A 19,569-nucleotide genomic window follows, 5' to 3' on the forward strand; every position below is an offset into this window, starting at 1 on the left:
GGCTTTCCGCGATCGGCCAATAACGGCCGCGTCGGGCCGGAGCCGTAACGCAACCGTAATCACCCCGTCTCCGGTTTGGCACAAAATGTTTCTATCGCCCCGATCCATCGCTGCGTGGGGGAACGCGGCAAAGGGGAATGACAATGTATCGTGGATCCGCGTCACTTTTTGCCGTTGCCATCGCGCTGCTTGCTCCGGTTGCGGCTTATGCCCAGGACGCGACTGCAGTCGCCGCGCAGCCAGCCGTTGCAGACCTTCCCGACGAAGCGGCCACCGACGAGGCAAACCCGGCGATCGTCATCACGGGCCGTCAAACCCGCACATCGGTCGAATTGCCGGACATCGAGATCCAGAAAATCCTGCCGGGCGTCAGTCCGTTGCGCGCGATCCAGACGCTGCCCGGGGTGCTGTACGTCACCGCCGATCCATGGGGCCTGAACGAACAGAACGCCCAGCTGTTCGTCCATGGCTTTGCCGCGAACCAGCTTGGCTACACGATGGACGGCATTCCGCTCGGCGATCAAAGCTATGGCAATTACAATGGCTTGTCGCCGCAGCGCGCCGTTATCTCGGAAAACGTCAGCCGCGTAGTGGTGTCGGCCGGTGCCGGCGACCTCGCCACCGCGTCGAACAGCAATCTGGGCGGTACGGTGGAAACCTTTTCGTCCGCCCCCCTCGATACGTTCGGACTTCGCGCGGCACAGACGATCGGCAGCTACGGCACGTCGCGGACCTATTTCCGGATCGACAGCGGAAATTTCGACGGTCGCAACGCCGGCTATATCTCGGCCACGCGGCAACGCGCCCGGGCGTGGGATTTCGACGGTATCCAGGGCGGCTGGCAGGCCAATGCGAAGTTCGTCCACGACGACAGCTTCGGCAAGTTGACCGCGTATCTCGACTATAACGAATTCACCCAGCCGAACGAGGATGCGACCGTATTCTTCCAGCCGTCGGCCGGCGGCACGGCTACCGCTATCCAGCGTTTCACGCCCTATACCAAACCGTTCTTCTACCCCGATTTCGCTGCGTATCGCACCTACCTGACGGCGCAGGGCAACTCCCCTGCCGCCGAAGGCAGCAATTATCGCAACTATTATTCCGATGCGCAGCGGACCGATTATCTCGGCTATCTGCGGTACGATGTGCACCTGTCGCCGACCGCGAACTGGTCGACGACCGGCTATTTCCATCACAATGACGGCGCGGGCGTGGTCGCGGGGCCGCTCGGACAGTCGATCACTACCGCCCAGCCCTATCTCGATCCGGGCTATGCGGCACTGCCCGCCAATTGCCGGTTCGGCGCCAACAACAACGGCGTCCGGCCAGCGGCGTGCACGGCGCTGACCGCAACGCAGGCGGCGGCGGCCGGGGCGGCATTGGTCGCTGCGACGGGCGGATCGGGGCTCATTACCCGTACCACGGAATACCGGATCGACCGGGTCGGCGTGATTTCCGCGATCGATTTCGAACTGGGCGCGCACCGGATCGAACTCGGCGGCTGGTACGAACGCAATTCGACGACGCAATGGCGTCGGTGGTACGGCGTCGACGTCAACAACCCTGACAGCAGCACGCCGTACATCCTTCCGCTGGACGCCGCGCAGCCGCTGTTTACGCAGTATCAGGGTGATGCCCGGATCGAACAGCTCCAGCTTCATGTACAGGATAGCTGGAAGGCGTTCGACCGGTTGCTGATCCAGGCCGGGTTCAAGACCAGCGCGCAATGGGCCGATGGTCGGTATCCGGTGCAACCGCGCGCCGGCTCGCTCAGCGGCCTTTCGGGTGGTCTGCCGCAGGGCAAGATCAACACGCTCCGCTGGTTCCTCCCGGCGGTCGGCACGACCTTCGACGTGAACGGCCATGAGGAAGTCTACGCCAACGTTCAAAAGAACCTGCGCCAATATCAGGCATATCTCGCCGGCGGCGGCGGACCCTGGTTCACCGGCAGCCAGCCGGCGTTCGACGCGTTTGCCAAGGATGGCCAGCCCGAGAGCAGCTGGACGTACGAAGCCGGCGTGCGCAGCCGCCGGTCCTTCGCCGGGGACATCAGCCTGACCGCGCAGGTCAATTACTATCATGTCGATTTCAACAACCGGTTGCTTGCGATCTCGACCAATCCCGGCGGGATCGCCGGCGGCGGCATTACCGGCGGAACATCGATTCTGGTCAATGTCGGCGACGTGAAGACCGACGGTATCGATGCGGCGTTCACGTTGCGGTTCGGCGGCATCTTTTCGTTGTACAATGCGACCTCGTACAATCTGTCCAAGTACCAGAGCGATTATACCGCGACCGCGAGCGGCATCGGGGCAGCGACCGATTCGTGCATCGGCGGGCTTCTCGTCGTCGGCGGCGTGGTGCCGACGTGCGACAAGCAGCTGCCCGGCGTACCGAAATGGCTGAACAAGACCGTCGCGACGCTGTCCGTCGGTCCGTTCGAAACGCAGTTGATCGGCGATTATGTCGGCCGGCGCTTCGCGACGTTCAGCAACGACGTCAGCGTCCCGTCCTTTTTCCTGACCTCGCTTCGGATCGCCGCGCGGGTGCCGGAAAACATCGTCCCGCTGCGCAAGGTCGAACTGGCGTTGAACGTCAGCAACCTGACCGACGAGAAGGGCGTATCGTCCCTGTCGGTCGGGTCGGCCACGAACAGCTATTCGGCCTATCCCATTGCGCCCCGCCAGTGGTTTCTGACCCTGTCCGCCGCCTATTGAACCTGTCTCCGGTCCGGTCGCGCCAGCGTGATCGGACCGGGACGTTCGCGATCGGACGGCTCGAAATCCCCCGGACCTGACGGTTTCCGTCGAAACGTCCGATCCTCGGAAGGGACAACTCCTATCGGGCAGCGCGCATCGCGGTCGGCGTACCGAAAGCAGGGCGCGGGATATTATTCGCCAGAATCCATTGTGCCGTTGCGTCCAGGTCGGCCAGATCGTGGACGTCGCGGCAGCCGCTCGTCTCGAACGGAAGGATATGCGATCCCATGCACGGCCATGGCGGTTGCCCCTGCGGATCGAATACGGCGTCGCGCCCACGCAACACCCAGAATGAATGATCGAAGAACAGGCAGATCGGCAGATCCTGTCGATTGGCGGAAATCGCATTGCCTTCGACGAACGGTTCAAGCGACCCGTCGTCCCGCAAGCGCTTCGCGCGCATCGGGTGATATTCGGGATGCTGATGCGCCGGCACGACCGACGTCGCCTTCGGATTGGCGAGCAGCAGATCGATGCAGTCGTCGATCTGCGCCGTGCTGACGGTGCCGACATTCGCGTGTTGGACTACCAGCACATCGATCGGGCCGTCCCGCTCCATATGCTCGAACGCGTGCCGGACGGCGTCGCTGCTTTGCGCGGTCGCGCTTGCCAGATGCGCCGGGCGTTCGATCGGCTGATATCCCGCTTCCCCGGCGGTTTCGAGAATCCGCTGGCAGTCGCTGCTGATATAGAAGCGCTCGACGTGGCGGCTGGCGCGGACCGCCGCTGCCGTCCAGTGCAACAACGGAATACCCAGCACCGGAAGGATGTTCTTGTCCTTGAGCGAGCTTCCGCCCCGCCCGATCATCAATGCCGCGATGTTCATGCGCCCGCCCCCAGTTCATCACCGAAGCGCACGACCAGCAACAGTGCATCGCTCGTGCGCGCTGCCTCCCGCGCCGTTCGCCAACTGGTCTCGAGCCACCAGCGATCACGCTCGAACATGTCGGGTTTCGCACCCTGCGGCGCATTATGCTGAATCCAGTGGCAGTAGTTGAAAATCCCGTAGCGCTGATACCCGCTCACTTCGACGCGGGCCTGCGGGAACAAGGTTCGCGCCATTCGTTCGAGGATGTCCGCCGAGAAATAGGAAACATGCTCCCGCATGAAGCTTCGGTGCCGATAGGCGGGCGAAAGCTCGGCAAGGTCGTCGTGAAGGTTGGGAACCTCGATCCAGAGGCTACCGCCATCGGGCCGCACCAGCGCACCCGCCCGTGCCATGAGCGCCATGGGGTCATCGACATGTTCGAGGACGTGCCACAGGGTGACGATGTCGTATCGATTCCGGTTCTTCGTCACGAAGGCGTCGTCCGGCAATCCGATTTCGAACGCCGGAGCGGGAACATCGCAATCCGCCCGCGTCGTGAAATATCGGCGACCGGTTTCGACACGACCGGCGCTTGGTTCGAGGACCAGCGTCTCGACGTCGGGGCGCAGCCGCGTCATCGCCGACCCGAAGAAACCATATCCGCCGCCAACGTCGAGCAGGCGCGCCCGCCCGCCATCAAAGCGCACGATCGGCGCACTATGCACGGCAAAACGCGCAACCCGACGCCCGGCTTCGATGGCGCTGTGCTCGAACAGCGTTTCGATCGGCGTGCCATATTGCTCGACGACGAAGTTCACCTGACCGTCATGGCGGTACAGGTCGAGATCATAGGTGGGGGGTGAAAGCTGGACGTGCGAGCAATCGGGGCACCGGACTGCCCGCAGATTGCCGCCCGTGTCCCCGGTCACCCGTGCCTGAACCAGATGCGGCGTATCCGTGATCCCGCACAAAAGGCAGCGAAAATCGTTCACCATGTCGACCATCCCGCCGCTCACGCCGCGATCCTGTATTTATGGTGCTCGCTGGCGTTCACCTTTTTGACCGCCGATCCGACGATCTCCTCGGTCTCACGCAGCTTGGTTACATAGTCGCGGAACTCGGGAGTCGTCAGATCGACGGCGACGGCGTCGAAATGCGCCCAATCGGTGTTGCCGAGCTTGACGTGCTTCTCGATCATGCGTCCGCCCGCGGCGATTGCGAGCGACGATGCAAGCCACCCGAAATCGTGGCTGGAATAGCCCGGAACGATCCTCGGGTTCGCCTGCGAAAGTTCGTGATAGTGGCGGACGACCGCGACATTGCAGTCCGAATTGGGCGTCGGATATGCGGAATTGCATTGCAGCAGATACAGGTTGCGGCAGTGGACGAAGCTGCCGAGCAGCCATTTCTCATATTCGAGGCCGGTCATTCCGGTCGATAGCACCACCGACCCGCGATAATTGCTCGCGACGTATCCCAGATACTCCCGATGCTCCGAAATGGTGCTGGGCAGCTTGACCATCGCCGGATCGAATTGCAGCATGAATTCGAACGAAGGCCGGTCGAGCACCGACGCGAACCAGCCGATCCCGAGATCACGACACAGCCCGTCAACGAACGCGAAATCGTCGCGGTCGAGTTCCAGCCCGCGACGATAGTCTCCGAAGGTCTTTCCGAACGGAGAGACATAGGGAGAGGCGAGTTGATCGGGCGTGTAGAAGCTTTCGATGTCGCGTTTCTGCAGCTTGACGTGGTCCGCGCCCGCCGCCCGCGCGGCACGGATCATTCGTTCCAGCCGATCGCGATCGCCGAAATGGTTCGTCGTAAGCTCGGCGGTGACCTGAACGCCGTCGGCCGAACGTCGCGACGTCCGGTCGCGCGAAACATGAAAGCGCCGGTTCAGATCCTCGGCGGATAGCTGAGAAAAGGAACGGTCGCCGACGTGAACGACATCCAGATCGGAATCCTTGAGCATGTAGAGGCAGTTGAGGAAGAAGAACTCCTGCATGCTGATGCGGAAGAACCGATCGGCGCTGTTTCCGGGCGCGTAATCGTGGTTGATTGCCTCCGATGCGCCGGCATCGGGCCGAAAATCGAAGCCGACCATGTACACGGTCTGGCGTCGCCCGCGCGTGCGCGCGACCTGGCGCGCGACGTTGAGTGCCGACAGAAACAGGACTTCTTCGAGCACGAAACTCTCGGACAGGAAACGCTGCATCAGCATGTCGTTATTGTCGTTCTGCAACGGCACGAACGGCGCGCGCAACGTTTCGCGCCCCTCCGGTGCGAAGTCCGTCGACGTCAGATACAGCCGCGACCGCAGGCCATTGGCCGTCAGCGCCGGCTTGACCCATTCCGCATGGAAAAGCGTGATATCGACGGGGACGATGCGTTCGGCATCGTTGACGCCGACGACCAACGACCCTGCGAAGGCATCGGGCGATACCGCGTCAGCCGATGGCCCCTTGCCCAGAATGAAGATCGTATCGGTGCCGTATGTCGACGCGATACCGTCGATCCGGTTCGAGAAATGCGCCATCATAGACTTGCCCATCGATCAGGATCTCGCAGTCATGTTCGCGCGCCAGCATCAGGCCCGCGAGAAGGTCCCACGAACGGGCACCCTTCGGATTTACGAACCGGGCAAGCGCGCCACGCGTCACGTTGAAGATATTATAGACGGCACAGCCGAAGATGCGGGCTTCGCCACCTTCCGAAATTCCAGCGGCGATGGCCGGATGGATCGAGGAGGAATATCCGGTGATCCGCGATCGGACCCGCTCGATCGGCTCGCCGGTCGCCATCCAGTCGCCCAGTTCGGGAAGCATCAGCAGGCTGCCGGCATGCTCGCCGCCGTGCCACAGGCTCAGCGAAACGCCCCACTCCTTCAACCCGGAACAGAAATTCTCGGTGCCGTCGACGGGGTCCAGCACGGCGACCCAACCGTCGCGTGATCGAGGGCTACCGCCTTCGCGGAAGCTCTCTTCGCCGATGACCTGCAGCCCGGGCAGACGTTCGCCGAGCCAGTGGGTCATTCGCTTTTCGAGAAAGATATCCGCCTCGGTCACCGGGCTGCCATCGGACTTCCAGCGCACGTCGTAGCGACGATCGAGCAGCGTAGGCATCATCTCGACGACAAGGCCCCGAACGTCGCGAAGCAGGGGCGTGATCGACTCCGTCACGCGGCCAGGTCCACTTCGCCCTGCTGCGCCTCGAACCGCGCCAGTCCGGCCCGCAGCCGGTCCCCCGAGAACGGCATATCAATCCGATCGAGTATGTCGGCAGACGATATTTCCGTGGGGGAAATGACTTCGTGCAGGATATGAAATGCGAACCAACGACTTGCATCGTCTATGCGGGCGCCGCCCCTGCCCGCCCTCACATCCTCCAGAAACGATGCGACGTCGTCGTGCGCACCGATCCAGTCGGCGGTGGGGCGATGCGACAGGCGCAGCGTCGGCTTCCCGAAAAAGGCGCCGGCGTACAGCGCCTTGGTGTCCCGCACGACCAGACCATCGCAATTCTGGATCAGCAGGGTCGTCGGCCAATACCGTGCGACCGCGTTCGGAACGAGGTGCGCGCGATCGCCCAGCGCCTCGATCATGGCATACACCGGGCAGTTGTCTATATACCTGTAATTCAGGGGGTGGTCGGTGATCGCCAGCACGCAGTCGTGATCGATCGCGTCGGCCAGATGTTCGATCAGGTCGAGGTTCCGCGTAAAAGGGCCGTGGAAGCCGGTGAACGCTTCCTCATGTTCGTATTCGAGTGGCAGCGCGACGATCTTGCGGTCCCGGGGAAGCCCCATCCGCTCCAGCGCGGCTTCGCGCGACAGGCAGAAAGGCGGCTGGCTGTCGAACCGGCTCCGCATGCGTTGCCATGCCCCGGCGAAGGTGGCGTCGAGCGCATGACGATCCGCGTCGTCCAGCATGGGCATCGCACCATGATGCAGAAAGTCCCGCTGGAAGATGATCCGGTCGGACGGGAACGCGAACGGCGGTGCGCCGGCTTCGAGCAGTTGGACGACCTTCCCAGGAAATCGCGACGGCGTCGCGACATCCGCGCTTCGGCAGAACACGTAATCGGGCGCGATGCTTCGGACGAATGCGACCAAACCGTCCGGGTCCGTCGGCGACGTCCGAAGCGAGCGATGGTCGGGATCGTCGACGATATGCCATAGCAGGTTCGGAATGGCGCTGCACCCCGCGATCTGGTCGGGACCGATACCGGTATTCCGCCAGAGCGGCGCCACCAGAATGTGTACTTTGGAATCGACGGCGAGCGTCCGGATCAACGGAGCGACGATGTTGTCGAACCACCACGGGGTCACAACCGGCAGGTAGAAGAGAACGCGCGTCATCCATTGCATTATAGCGAGCGACCGGAGCGACCCGGCGCAGGCGGAAAAAAAGGACGCGGCTTTCGCACCGGTCACCACGAAACGCTTGCCGACGACGGTGCTGGCGTCCGGGCACCCATTCGTTCGATCGCAGGTCCACAACCGCCCTGCCCCAGCCCCGACGGGCGAAGCCGCCCGCCGTTCTTTCCGGTGCAAGACCGGCTCCGCATCGCTGCCCGTCGTGCGCCGACGTGCCGCGACCCGGCGCAGGCATTTCAAATTGCTGCGATCGTCGCTTGGAGTGCGTCGGACTCGCGACTACCGTGTCATCGCCCTTCCCAGCACTCCGAAAAGATCCAATGACCGATACGGCACCGTCCGACCCCCAGTTCGAAAACCTGTTGCATCATATCCAGGAAAGCCGTGGCCTCGATTTCCGCGGCTACAAGCGCACCAGCCTTCGGCGTCGGATCACGTTGCGGATGGAAGCGGTGGGGGTGGAGACGTTCGCGACCTATCAGGCGCATCTCGAAGCTGATCCCGGCGAGTTCGAGAACCTGCTCAACACCGTGCTCATCAACGTCACGTCGTTTTTCCGCGACGCCGACGCGTGGGCGGTAATGAAGAGCGAGGTCATCCCGAAGCTGATTGCGCGGAGCGAGCCTGACCACCCCATCCGGGTGTGGAGCGTCGGTTGCGCATCGGGCGAGGAGCCGTATTCGATCGCGATGCTGCTCGCCGACGCGCTGGGCAAGGCGGAGTTCTGCCGGCGGGTCAAGATCTACGCGACCGACCTCGACGAGGAAGCACTGAAGGTCGCGCGACTGGCAACCTATTCGCCGCGCAACGTCGAGAACGTGCCGGCGGAGCTTCTGGAACGCTATTTCGAGCGTACCGCCAACCATTATGTGTTCGAGCGCGAGCTACGCAAATGCGTGATCTTCGGCCGACACAATGTCGTCTATGACGCGCCCATTTCGCGGATCGACCTGCTGATCTGTCGCAACCTGCTGATCTATCTGGAGGCAGGTACGCAGGGCGTCGTCCTGCCTCGGCTGCATTACGCGCTGAACACGGACGGCTATCTGTTCCTCGGCAAGGCGGAGACGCAGCTTGCCCGTTCGCCGCTGTTCCGTGCGGTCGACACCAAGAACCGCATTTTTTCCAAGGTCGCGCAGGCGTGGCGACGGCCGATCGCCAGTGGCTTTCGTGAAGCACGCACACGCCGCGGCGAGATGTCCATGCCTGACGTCGTGCTGCTTGAAAACGTCCTCAACGAAGCGGGCAATGCGATGCTGGTGGTGGACGAGGCCGGGGTGGTCGTGTTCGCCACCAATCCGGCGCGTACCCTGCTGGGCGTGGGCGACGCCGATATCGGCCGGCCGTTTCAGGATCTGCCCATCTCGTATCGCCCGATCGAATTGCGCGGGCCGATCGAGGAAGTGTTCCGCACCCGCCGGCCGGTCCGGCTGGAAGATCAGGAATACCGGCTGACCCAGTCCGACGCGATCCGCCTGACCATCGACGCGCGCCCGCTCGCCCGAAACGACGGCAGCATCCATGCCGTGCTGCTGTCGTTCACCGACACCACGCAACTGCACACGTTGCGGATCGAACTGGAGGCGGTCCAGGAGACGTTGGAAAATACGATCGAGGAGCTTCAGTCCGCCAACGAGGAACTGGAAACCACCAACGAGGAGCTTCAGTCCACCAACGAGGAACTGGAGACCACCAACGAGGAACTTCAGTCCACCAACGAGGAACTGGAAACGCTGAACGAAGAGGCCCGGTCCAGCAACGAGGAGATGGAATCGGTCAACGAGGAACTCCGCATCCAGGCGGAACAGGCCACGAGTTACCGCCTGTACCTTGAAGCCGTGCTACGCAGCATGAATGGCGGCATTGTCGTGCTGGACGGCAAGCTGGATATTCAAAGCTGGAACCGGTGGAGCGAGAATGCATGGGGCCTGCGCGCCGACGAGGTCGTCGGCACCGGCTTCGAAGCGCTCGATATCGGTCTGCCCGTGCATCTGTTGCGTGAATCGATCGAGGCCGTCCGGTCGGGACGCGAGGCACAGGCCGGACAGACGCTGGAAGCGGTCGATCGTCGCGGCCGACGGATATTATGCGAAATTACCATGTCGGCGTTGATGGACGAGGGTCAGCGCCATCGCGGGCTGGTGCTGTTGTTTAAGGACGTAACCGGCGAAAATCGGCGGGACGAGTTCAGCCGGTATCTTGGCCGGATCATGGGCCGGGCGTTGAACGAGATCTACTTCCTCGATCCGGCGACGCTGCGTTTTACGCTGACCAACGAAGGCGCGCAGAAGAAACTGGGCTACACCGCGCAGCAACTGGAGTTGCTGACGTTGCCCGACGTGCTGTCCGGCGTATCGATCGACGACGTGCGCGCGATGCTGGCACCGGTGCTCGACAGGACGAAGAGCGAGATCGTGTTCGAGACGGTGATCCAGACGGCGGACCGGAAGGAATATCCTGCCGAAGTCTGCATGCAATTATTCGCCGATGAACATCCCCCGATCCTTGTCGCGATCGTGCATGACACCACCGAACGTCAACGACTGAAGGCGGGTTGATCGCCCCCGTTCAGGGCACGACGTCGCGTCGACTTCCGTCGAGGCCAAAGGAAGTAGCGGGGTTGCCGCATCGATGACGATGGCGGCGCAGGCTGGTGGAAAGCCCGTTATGCCTCGTCGTCGATCGGTTGCCGACGCAGGCTCGTCATCGCGCGTTCCAGTACGGCAACCATCTCTTCGGATTCGCGCGATGCATCCAGCCACCGTTTTTCCGCATGGAACAGCCCGCGGGCGTGCGCGCTGTCGTGCATCTGGGTGAACAGCTTGATCCGGTCACGATGCGTGCGTGCGGCGACCGAAAGCGCACGCTCCAGTTCGTCGCTCTGCGCGGCCGCCAGCCCCAACGGCGTGAAGGCGTGGCCGACCTGACATCGAAAGCGCAACTCGTTCTCGATTGTGATTTCGTTGAGCACGCCGCCACAGTCCGGGCAGGAAATATGGCTCGGCTGGCCGGGCGTAATGATGTCGCTGTCGATCACGGAAAACTCCTGCGCAGCCATTCGGTCCTCGACGACATATTCGTAGGGCAGCGGGATACCGACCCCTGCTTCCTCGCGCACGAGCCGGCCAAGTAGCGCGCCCAGATCGTCCAGTGGCAGCGTATGGTCGACATGATCGCGCGCGAGCGCATTTTTCGGCATCGAAGGCCATTGCGCGTCGTCAGGGTCCTGAACGACGGAGATGCCGCCCGCTGCCTTGATCGCGATCAGCCCGTCGGTGCCGTCGTCGAGCAGCCCGGTGAGCACGACGCCGATCACCCGGCCACCATAGGCCGACGCGGCCGAGCGGAACAGCGCATTCACGGCGGGGCGCGTGCGGTTCTCATGCGGTCCCCGGCGCATCAGCACCTTGCCGGAACGCACCAGCATGTGGTGATCGGGCGCCGCGACATAGATTTTTCCGGCTTCGATCGCTTCACCATCGACGGGTGAGTGCGCGTCGAGCGGCCCCACCCGGCTGAGTAGCTGCGGCAACAGGCTGCGCGTCGATGGCGACAGGTGTTGGACGACGAACACCGCTGCCGGGAATTCGGCGGGCAGGCTGGCGCACAAGCGTTGCAGCGCTTCCACGCCGCCAGCCGACGCACCGATCACGACGATATCTTTCAGCGGCATCGTAACTCCTTACTTACCATAACGATTTGCCCGCGCAGCGGACGCATACATTGAAAAAGATCGCGGTGGGAACGGTGCCTTTCTGTTGCCAGTGCGTTGGAAAACCGAGGGACACAGTATGAAGACGCCTGCACCCGGTACTTCCGATCACGAACAATCGAAGCTGCTGGATGAGATCGAGCAGCTTCGGACCGCGCTTGAAAACTCGCTGGAGGAAAATGCCCGCATCATCGAGGATCGCGACCGGCTGTTGACGCGTGTCACGGTACTGGCGGGCGAGCTGCAGGCCAGCGACACCAAATCGACGAAGCTATCGGCAATGATGATTGCCCCCGAGCGCATCGTCGACGTGGAGAAGGAACTCAAGCAGAGCCAGGTGGCCGAAGAACTACAGGTGGCCTTCGAAGAGCTGCAGGTGCTCTCGGAGGAACTGGAAGTCGCCAACACCAATCTGGAGCGCGCCAACGAGGATCTGGAGAGTCGGGTTCAGGCGCGTACCCGTGAGATCGAAGGCCTGAATCAGGAACTTCGCCGGACGGAGTTGCGCCTGCGGACCCTGATCGAAGGGATGCCGCAACTGGTGTGGCGCGCGGTGAGCGGCGGCGACTGGACGTGGGCCAGTCCGCAATGGGTGGCGTTCACCGGCCTGTCGTCCGGGGACAGCGAAGGGATGGGTTGGCTGGAAGCCTTTCATCCCGACGACCGGAAGACCGCGCTGGATGCGTGGAGCCGCGCCGATGCGGCCAACGGCCTCAGCTTCGAAGCGCGGTTGCGCCATGGGAGCAACCGCTACCGCCATTTCCAAACGCGGGCGAGGCCGATCCGCGCGCCGGACGGGACGGTGGTCGAATGGCTCGGCACCTGTACCGACATCGACGATATCATCCGGCTGCAGCGCCAACAGGCTGTGCTGATGGACGAGCTTCAGCATCGTACGCGCAACCTGATGGCCGTCGTCCAGGCGGTGATGACCCGTACCCTGCGGGGCAGCAGTTCGCTGGAGGAGTTCCGTCGCTGCATCGACGATCGCATGGCCGCGCTTGCCCGCGCGCAGGGGCTGTTGTCGCGGCGCGGCGCGTACCGCGTAATGTTCGGCACGCTGCTTCGCGAGGAGCTGGGCGCGCATCTCGACCTCGATCCCGATGGCAACGCACCGCAGGTGACGTTGAGCGGCCCACCGGACGTGCCGCTGGAAAGCTCCCTCGTCCAGACCTTTGCACTGGCATTGCACGAGCTGGCGACCAACGCCGTCAAATACGGCGCGTTGGCGACGCCGACCGGACACCTGACGGTACGGTGGGAAGTCGTCGCGGAAGAGGCGGGCATGGAACGGATGCACGTCGACTGGCGCGAAACCGGTGTGACCGATGTTCCCGCCCCCGGCGACAAGCCGCGCGGCGGCGGTTATGGCCGTGAGCTGATCGAACGGGCACTGCCATATCAGATGGGCGCCAAAACCAGTTTTGCCTTCACCGGCGACGGCGTCCATTGCACGATACAAGTCGACGTGCCGTGCGACAACACGCGGGGGGAAGCCAACCATGTCTGAACGCCAATTAGAAGGCTGCCGAATCCTCGTCGTCGAGGACGAGTATCTGATCGCCGACGACCTGCGGCTGGCGCTGATCGACGCCGGGGCGGACGTGCTTGGCCCGGTTCCGACCGTCACTGCGGCGCAGTCGGTGCTCGCAGCGGAATCGCGGATCGATGCGGCGCTGCTCGACATCAATCTCGGCGGCACGATGGTCTTCGATCTCGCCGATGCACTGGAGGCGCGGTCGGTGCCGTTCGTGTTCGCCACCGGCTATGATGAATCGGCCATCCCCGAACGATTTTCCGCCGTTCCGCGGCTGGAAAAGCCGGTCAAGGCGCGCAACGTCCTTGCTACGCTCGGCCCGTTGCTGAACCGTCAGCCGAGTATGTGATCGCGGCGGCGGCACTTCCGCCGCCGGGAATCGGGATGGACGGTCATATCTCCAGTCCGACGAAGATCGCGCCGGTTTCTAGGCGGTTCTGCGCGGTTTCGAACGCGTCGTTGATCCGGTCCAGCGGGAAGCGGTGGGTGATGAGTTCCTGCGTCCGCAACTTGCCGCGCCTGAGCAGGTCCAGCACCATCACCTGTTCCGCATAAAGGTCGCGGAACGCGAAGCTGGCGCTGGGGATCAGGGTGATCTCCGACATCTGGATACGCTGCCATTCGAGCGGGATCGCCGTTTCGCCGTCTTCGAACCCGCCGACGATCACGACCTTGCCGCCGCGCCGGACCAGTCGCGTGGCGAGCGGCAGCGTCTGGGGCATCGACTCCCCGCCCGCACATTCGAACACGATATCGGCACCGCGATCCCCGGTCATCGCCCGGATCGCGGCCAGCGGGTCTTCCCGTTGCGAATGGACGATCCGGTCGGCACCCAGCCGCTGCGCCAGATCGAGCGCATGCGGCACGGTATCGACGATCAGCACGTCCGCGCCGCTCGCCTTCGCCAGCATCAGCTGCCCGAGGCCGATTGGCCCGGAACCGATGATCGCGACCTGCGCGTTGATCGTCAGGCCCGACAGATGCTGGGCATGAAGCGCGACCGCGAAGGTGTCGAGCAGCGCCGCGTCATCATAGCCGACCGTGTCGGGCAGCTTGTGAAACTTGTGCTGCGGCCCGACCACCAGTTCGGCATAGGCGCGCGATACGCTGGCGCGACGGGTCGGATACAGATCGGGGCAGCGATTATACTGCTGCACCCGGCACCATTCGCATCGACCGCAGCCGAGTACCGATTCGATCAGCACCCGGTCCCCCACCGCGACGCGCGTCACGTCCGGCCCGACCTCCACGACGTCGCCCGCCAGTTCGTGACCCATGATGCAACAATGCAGTTCCTCCTCCGCCTTTTCCCAATGGCGCAGGTCGGTGCCGCAGATGCCCGCCATGCGGACCCGCGCCTTGACCCAGTCGCCAGCGGGAAGTTCCGGTGCATCGACGTTGGCGATTTCGAACCGTCCATCGGCGGTCTTGCGGGCAGCTTTCATGGGGTTTCTCCGAGAAAGGCGGCGCCGGGCACGTCGGCGCGCGAGGCAACCGGACCGGCATCGAGCGGGAGCGCGGTGACGCCGCCGCTTTGTTCATGCGCAACCAACAGGTAATCGCCGTCGATCAGCAGGAAGCGCGGCGAGACGCCGCCGCTGGCCCGATGACCGATCGGGCGAACGTCACCACCCGCCCCGATCGCGAACGTCGCCACGCTGTCATGGCCGCGATTGGTGACGTAGAGCCGGTCGCCAGCGAGCAGAAGCGCGCCGGCAAGGCTGTCATCGTCAACGCCGTCCGGCAGGGTCGCAATGATCTGCCGCGCGATCAGCATGCCGTCCGCGCCGACATCCAGCACGGTCAGCGTCGAGGCAAGTTCGCTGACCAGATACAGGATCGGCAAGTCGGGATGAAACGCGATCTGACGCGGCCCGCTGCCCGGCGGGGCGGTATAGACGACCCGCGCGGTGCCGAGACGGTCGCGACCGGGCGTGAAGGCGAGGACGCAATCGCTGCCCAGATCGGTGGCGTACAGCGTGCCATCGGGCGCAAAGCCGACCCAATGCGCGTGCGGCCCCTCCTGCCGATTGGCGACCGGTCCACTGCCGTCATGGCGATACCGATCCGGTGCCCCTACCGGCTTGCCGCGATCGTCGAGAGCGAACAGGGCGGTCGCACCGTCGCCGTAATTGGCGACGGCCAGCAGATCGGCCGCCGCGTTCAACGCCAGATGGCACGGAGCATCGCCGCCCGAAGCGAAACGCGCAACCTCTCGCCATTCTCGATCGGCATCCAGCACGACGATATCGCCCGCCGTTTCATCGACCAGATACCAACGGTCGCCGCGTCGTACCCCGCCCGACACGTTGCAGACCGACGCGATGATCCCGTCGACCGTCAGCCGACCGTCCGCATGGCATAGCCGGTACAGCCCGGCGGCTCCGGCGTCGGCATAGCCGCCTGCGATCAGCATGCGTTCGTGATCCATCGCCCCAAAACTCCCCAACCACCGGATGGTGTCGAACAATCTTGTCCATTTTCAGGTACATAAGTTATGTGTTCAGTCTAGTCCCGAACCGTCACCCGCATTGGACGTTGCCAACCGTGATGACGCTACTGCCGCAATCCGACCTGACGACGGAAGACCGCGAACGCGGCCTGCGACTGCTCGTCACCGAAGCCGCCTTTTCCGGCGGTGCGGCGGCGCTGACCAGCGGCGTGATCCTGACCGCCTTCGCGCTGCATCTCGGCGCGTCGAACGTGATGGTCGGCGTGCTGGCGGCGACGCCGTTCCTGTCGCAACTGTTGCAACTGCCCGCGATCCAGATGGTCGAGCGGTGGCGGCGGCGAAAGCAGATCGCGGTCGTCACCAGCCTGATCGGTCGCATCATGCTGCTCGTGATGGCCGCGCTGGCATTTTCCGGCGGGACGGCGGCGTTGCTGGCGTTCCTTGCCGCGCAGATGGTGTTGTGCGGACTGGGCGCGATCGGTGGTTGCGCTTGGAATGCATGGATGCGCGACCTGGCCCCCGAAGACCGGCTGGGCGAGGTGTTCGCCCGACGGACGGTCTGGCTGACCGCGATCAGCCTGATACTGGGTCTGTGCGCCGCGCTCGCGCTCGACCGGACGGCGGCGGGATCGACCGCGCGCGACACGGTGTTCGCGGCGATGTTCGTGGCGGGTTGCATCACCGGGCTGATCAGCGCGCGGATGGTGGCGATGATGCCCGAACCGCTGATGGCGCCCGCCGCCGGTCCGATCGATCTGCGCGCGCTGCTGCGCCAGCCGCTGCACGATCGTAATTTCAGCCGGTTGCTGGTGTTCGTCGCCAGCTGGCAATTCGCGATCAACCTCGCCACGCCGTTCTTCACCGTGTTCATCGTCCGGCAGCTGCATTTCAACGTCAGTTTCGTGTTGTTGCTCAGCGTGGTCAGCCAGGTCGCCAATATCCTCGCGCTGCGGCTATGGGGTCGGTTGAGCGACCGGTTCGCGAACAAATCGGTGCTGGCGGTGTGCGCCCCCGCCTATATCCTCGCGATCGTCGCGATGATCGGTGCGTCGCAATTCGGCGACCGTACGGCGGTGAAATTGTGGCTGATCGCGCTGCATCTGGTAATGGGCGCGACGATCGCGGGCGTGACGCTGGCGAGTACCAACATCGCACTGAAACTGTCGCCCAAGGGGTCGGCGACCGCCTATGTCGCGACCAACGCGATCACGACGGCGGTCGCGGCCGGGCTGGCCCCGATCATCGGCGGGCTGCTGGCGCAGTTCTTCGCCGCGCGTCAGTTCGAACTCGTGGCGCGGTGGAGCGGCCCGAACGGAGTGCTGACGGTGCCGTTCGTGCTGACGGCATGGGACTTCTATTTCCTGCTGGCCGGGCTGATCGGCATCTATGCGATCCATCGCCTGTCGCTGGTCGAGGAACATGGCGAAATCGAGCGCCGGCAGATGGTCGGCCAGGTGCTGAACGAAACGCGCCGGACGATCCGCAACATATCGTCGGTCGCCGGATTGCGCGCTGCGACGGATATTCCCGCCGCCCTGCTGCGCGACGCCCGCCTGCGCGTCCGGTTGCGGCGCGCGCAGGAAGCCCAGCGGCGGCGAACTTCGTAGCACAGGTTAGCAACGCGTTGCTTTCGAAGCACAATCAGGAACCGGTGCAGGTGTCGCGGCTTTGTCCGGCATCAAGAATTGCTGTTCGGAGGACCTAGATGCACCAAATGGCGACTGCCGAGGCGCCGGCCGTCAGCCCGCATGTGCTGGCGCTGCGCGAGATGCTGCAGGACGGTTCCGCGCCGCTGACGCAGTTCGATGTCGGCGAACTGAGCGTCGCACTTCATGTCAGCGCCGATTCGGTGTTCGCGATCGTGCGGCGCGAACGGGCCGGGGGACTTGCGGTACGGGCCGCGTTCGTGCCGGCCCCGTTCACCTGCGAAGCGATCGACGCGGAGGACGGAGAGACCGCCCGGCTGCGCATCGTCAGCGCCATGGGCGAGCATCTCCTGTCGTTCCATGCCGATCGCGAGGCGCTGGAACGGTTGCGGATCGTCACCCGCTTCACCCCGTCGCGCGCCGTGGTGCTGCCGTTCATGCCGCGCGATCTCTATCCGCTGGGACGGCACGACGATCCATTGCGGGTCAAGGGCACGGTCGAGGCATCGCAGCGCGGCATCAACACCGGCCTGCTCTATTTCCGCATCGACGACCCCGGTTTCGGCAACGTCCTGTATGTCCAGAACCTGACCCCGTCGAACGACTATTACCGCGCGACGGGCACGACGCCGCGCGAAAGCGTGGGCGGGGCGTGGCCCGAAATCGGCTATGCGCTGCCGACGCCATCGGCCAACGCCGACCCTGCCGAAGTATCGTTGCCGGCGGGACAGACGGTGACGCTGTCCGACACGATCCTCGTCTTTCGGCACGAAGCGCCGCCGCAGGAACGCGAATCCGCACGGCAGTTCGTCGAGATGCTGGCAGCAGTGTACGAAGTGCTCGACCTGCCCCCGGCCCAGTTTCGCGACTGGGCGGATCGCGCCGAACGCTCGGCGCACGATCTGGCGAACGCGCCGGAAGCGACGATCCGCCATTACGGGCATCGTTACATCCATCCTTATACCGCCGCCGAATATCCGGACATCATGGTCCAGATGTCGGTCATCACCGCGTTGCACCAATGGGGAAAGTGGCGCGGCGAAGCACACCCGCTCGAAGCCGAACTGAAGGCGGGACTGCGCAAATTCTACGATGCCGATCTGGGCACGCTGCGCCGCTATCTGCCCAATGTCGGCAAGGACAAGGACGCCGACGCGGTCGATAGCTGGTATCTCTATCATCCGCTGCTCAACCTCGGCATCCTTGCGCTGGACGGCGACGACCGGGCGCGCGCGCTGTTCCTCGACTCGATCGGTTATGCGGTACGGGCGGCGCGTCATTTCGACTATCACTGGCCGATCCAGTATCGGGTGACCGATTTCTCGGTCATCACCGATGCAGCAGCGGACGGTCGCGGACAGACCGATGTCGGCGGCATCTATGCGTGGATCATGTTGCAGGCGTTCGAACTGACCGACGACAAGACCTATCTGGATGAGGCGCGGGCGGCGATCGACGCGGCGATGGGGTTGCGCTTCAACGTCAATTACCAGGCCAATCTGACGGCATGGGGTGCCGCCGCCTGCATGCGGCTGTGGCGGATCACCAACCGCGACGTCTATCGCGAACAGAGCTACGTCTATCTCGCCAGCTTCCTCCACAATGGCGTGATGTGGGACAGCAATATCGGCCATGCCGCGTCCTATGAGACGTTCATGGCAGTCACCTGTCTTCAGGACGCGCCGTACATGGCGATGTACGAGTGTTTCGACAGCTTCGTCGCGTTCGAGCAATATCTGAACGATGGCGGCCCCGATCTGGAACCGGGCGCGCGGATGCTGATCGGTGAATATTGCCGCTATGCGCTGTCGCGTGCGTGGTATTATTATCCCGACGCGCTGCCGGACGAGGCGATCGCCACCGAACAGCGCGATGCGAACGGCCATATCGACCGCGCCTTGTCCTTTCCGCTGGAGGATCTGTACCCCGATGGCCAGCAGGCCGGACAGGTCGGGCAGGAAGTCTATGGCGCGGGCGCGGCGTTCATCTTCACGTCGCGTGCGTTCCACCGGGTCGAGGGCGCCCCGTTCCAGCTTTATTGCGACCTGTTGCTGCGCGCGGTCGAACGGATCGGCGACCGGGCGCTGTCGATCCAGCTCGACGGTGGCGAAACGCGGACCGGCAGCCTCTACCTCGTCCGGCAAAAGCGCCGCACGCTGCCCGACAGCAACGTCCTGACGGCGGCGGGCGACCCGATCGCCCCGGAAACCGCCACCGCCGACCGCATCACCTATCGCGTGCCCGCCAGCGGGCGCCTCATCCTGACGTGGGAATGAC

Annotated in this window: 14 protein-coding genes; 6 read left to right on the forward strand and 8 right to left on the reverse strand. The window is 63.9% G+C overall.

The features are described 5' to 3' along the window. The first annotated feature begins 143 nt into the window (after positions 1 to 143). The gene (locus tag IFT55_RS07765; protein WP_192090804.1) at positions 144 to 2,717 is read left to right on the forward strand and encodes a TonB-dependent receptor; all 2,574 of its coding nucleotides are present in this window, start codon (positions 144 to 146) and stop codon (positions 2,715 to 2,717) included. Positions 2,718 to 2,838: 121 nt separating this feature from the next. Here the strand turns inward: IFT55_RS07765 and IFT55_RS07770 are convergent, their stop codons facing one another. From IFT55_RS07770 to IFT55_RS07790, 5 genes are read right to left on the reverse strand one after another with little or no spacing between them, the layout of a single operon-like run. Next, a complete protein-coding gene (locus tag IFT55_RS07770; RefSeq protein WP_192090805.1) occupies positions 2,839 to 3,585 on the reverse strand; it encodes an acylneuraminate cytidylyltransferase family protein in 747 nt (248 codons plus the stop codon). Next, a complete protein-coding gene (locus tag IFT55_RS17580; protein WP_192090806.1) occupies positions 3,582 to 4,583 on the reverse strand; it encodes a methyltransferase domain-containing protein in 1,002 nt (333 codons plus the stop codon). Before IFT55_RS17580 ends, IFT55_RS07770 begins: the two co-directional genes overlap by 4 nt. Further along, positions 4,580 to 6,109 carry an N-acetylneuraminate synthase family protein gene (locus IFT55_RS07780; protein WP_192090808.1) on the reverse strand — a complete coding sequence of 510 codons (1,530 nt, stop codon included), beginning with the start codon at positions 6,107 to 6,109 and terminating at the stop codon, positions 4,580 to 4,582. The genes IFT55_RS17580 and IFT55_RS07780 overlap by 4 nt, the downstream gene beginning before the upstream one ends. Continuing rightward, entirely contained in the window at positions 6,018 to 6,749 is a 732-nt protein-coding gene (locus IFT55_RS07785) for an inositol monophosphatase family protein (protein WP_192090810.1), read from the reverse strand. The genes IFT55_RS07780 and IFT55_RS07785 overlap by 92 nt, the downstream gene beginning before the upstream one ends. Further along, the gene (locus tag IFT55_RS07790) at positions 6,746 to 7,927 is read right to left on the reverse strand and encodes a hypothetical protein (RefSeq protein ID WP_192090811.1); all 1,182 of its coding nucleotides are present in this window, start codon (positions 7,925 to 7,927) and stop codon (positions 6,746 to 6,748) included. The genes IFT55_RS07785 and IFT55_RS07790 overlap by 4 nt, the downstream gene beginning before the upstream one ends. A gap of 338 nt (positions 7,928 to 8,265) precedes the next feature. Between IFT55_RS07790 and IFT55_RS07795 the strand changes: the two genes are divergently transcribed. Next, positions 8,266 to 10,503 (forward strand): CheR family methyltransferase, encoded by a 2,238-nt coding sequence (locus IFT55_RS07795; protein ID WP_192090812.1) that lies wholly within the window; start codon positions 8,266 to 8,268, stop codon positions 10,501 to 10,503. Positions 10,504 to 10,610: 107 nt separating this feature from the next. Here the strand turns inward: IFT55_RS07795 and IFT55_RS07800 are convergent, their stop codons facing one another. After that, positions 10,611 to 11,618: a chemotaxis protein CheB gene (locus IFT55_RS07800; RefSeq protein ID WP_192090813.1), complete on the reverse strand. Its 1,008-nt coding sequence runs from the start codon at positions 11,616 to 11,618 to the stop codon at positions 10,611 to 10,613. A 118-nt stretch (positions 11,619 to 11,736) separates the two neighbouring features. On the opposite strand from IFT55_RS07800, the gene IFT55_RS07805 reads away from it, so the two are divergent. After that, positions 11,737 to 13,167, forward strand: a complete 1,431-nt coding sequence (locus IFT55_RS07805; RefSeq protein ID WP_192090817.1) for a sensor histidine kinase — start codon at positions 11,737 to 11,739, stop codon at positions 13,165 to 13,167. Next, positions 13,160 to 13,543, forward strand: coding sequence for a response regulator (locus IFT55_RS07810; protein WP_192090819.1), 384 nt, complete (start codon positions 13,160 to 13,162; stop codon positions 13,541 to 13,543). The genes IFT55_RS07805 and IFT55_RS07810 overlap by 8 nt, the downstream gene beginning before the upstream one ends. Before the next feature lie 43 nt (positions 13,544 to 13,586). Here the strand turns inward: IFT55_RS07810 and IFT55_RS07815 are convergent, their stop codons facing one another. Both IFT55_RS07815 and IFT55_RS07820 read right to left on the reverse strand, forming a co-directional pair. Beyond that, positions 13,587 to 14,639: a zinc-dependent alcohol dehydrogenase gene (locus tag IFT55_RS07815; protein WP_192090821.1), complete on the reverse strand. Its 1,053-nt coding sequence runs from the start codon at positions 14,637 to 14,639 to the stop codon at positions 13,587 to 13,589. Continuing rightward, complete coding sequence (locus IFT55_RS07820; protein WP_192090823.1) at positions 14,636 to 15,610, reverse strand: lactonase family protein; 975 nt, start codon at positions 15,608 to 15,610, stop codon at positions 14,636 to 14,638. The genes IFT55_RS07815 and IFT55_RS07820 overlap by 4 nt, the downstream gene beginning before the upstream one ends. Positions 15,611 to 15,744: 134 nt before the next feature. On the opposite strand from IFT55_RS07820, the gene IFT55_RS07825 reads away from it, so the two are divergent. Continuing rightward, positions 15,745 to 17,253 carry an MFS transporter gene (locus IFT55_RS07825; RefSeq protein WP_249403726.1) on the forward strand — a complete coding sequence of 503 codons (1,509 nt, stop codon included), beginning with the start codon at positions 15,745 to 15,747 and terminating at the stop codon, positions 17,251 to 17,253. A 107-nt stretch (positions 17,254 to 17,360) separates the two neighbouring features. Further along, positions 17,361 to 19,568, forward strand: a complete 2,208-nt coding sequence (locus IFT55_RS07830) for a hypothetical protein (RefSeq protein WP_249403695.1) — start codon at positions 17,361 to 17,363, stop codon at positions 19,566 to 19,568. The last annotated feature ends 1 nt before the right edge of the window (position 19,569 follow it).

Source organism: Sphingomonas sp. CFBP 13720, from assembly GCF_014842075.1.
Lineage (GTDB): Bacteria > Pseudomonadota > Alphaproteobacteria > Sphingomonadales > Sphingomonadaceae > Sphingomonas.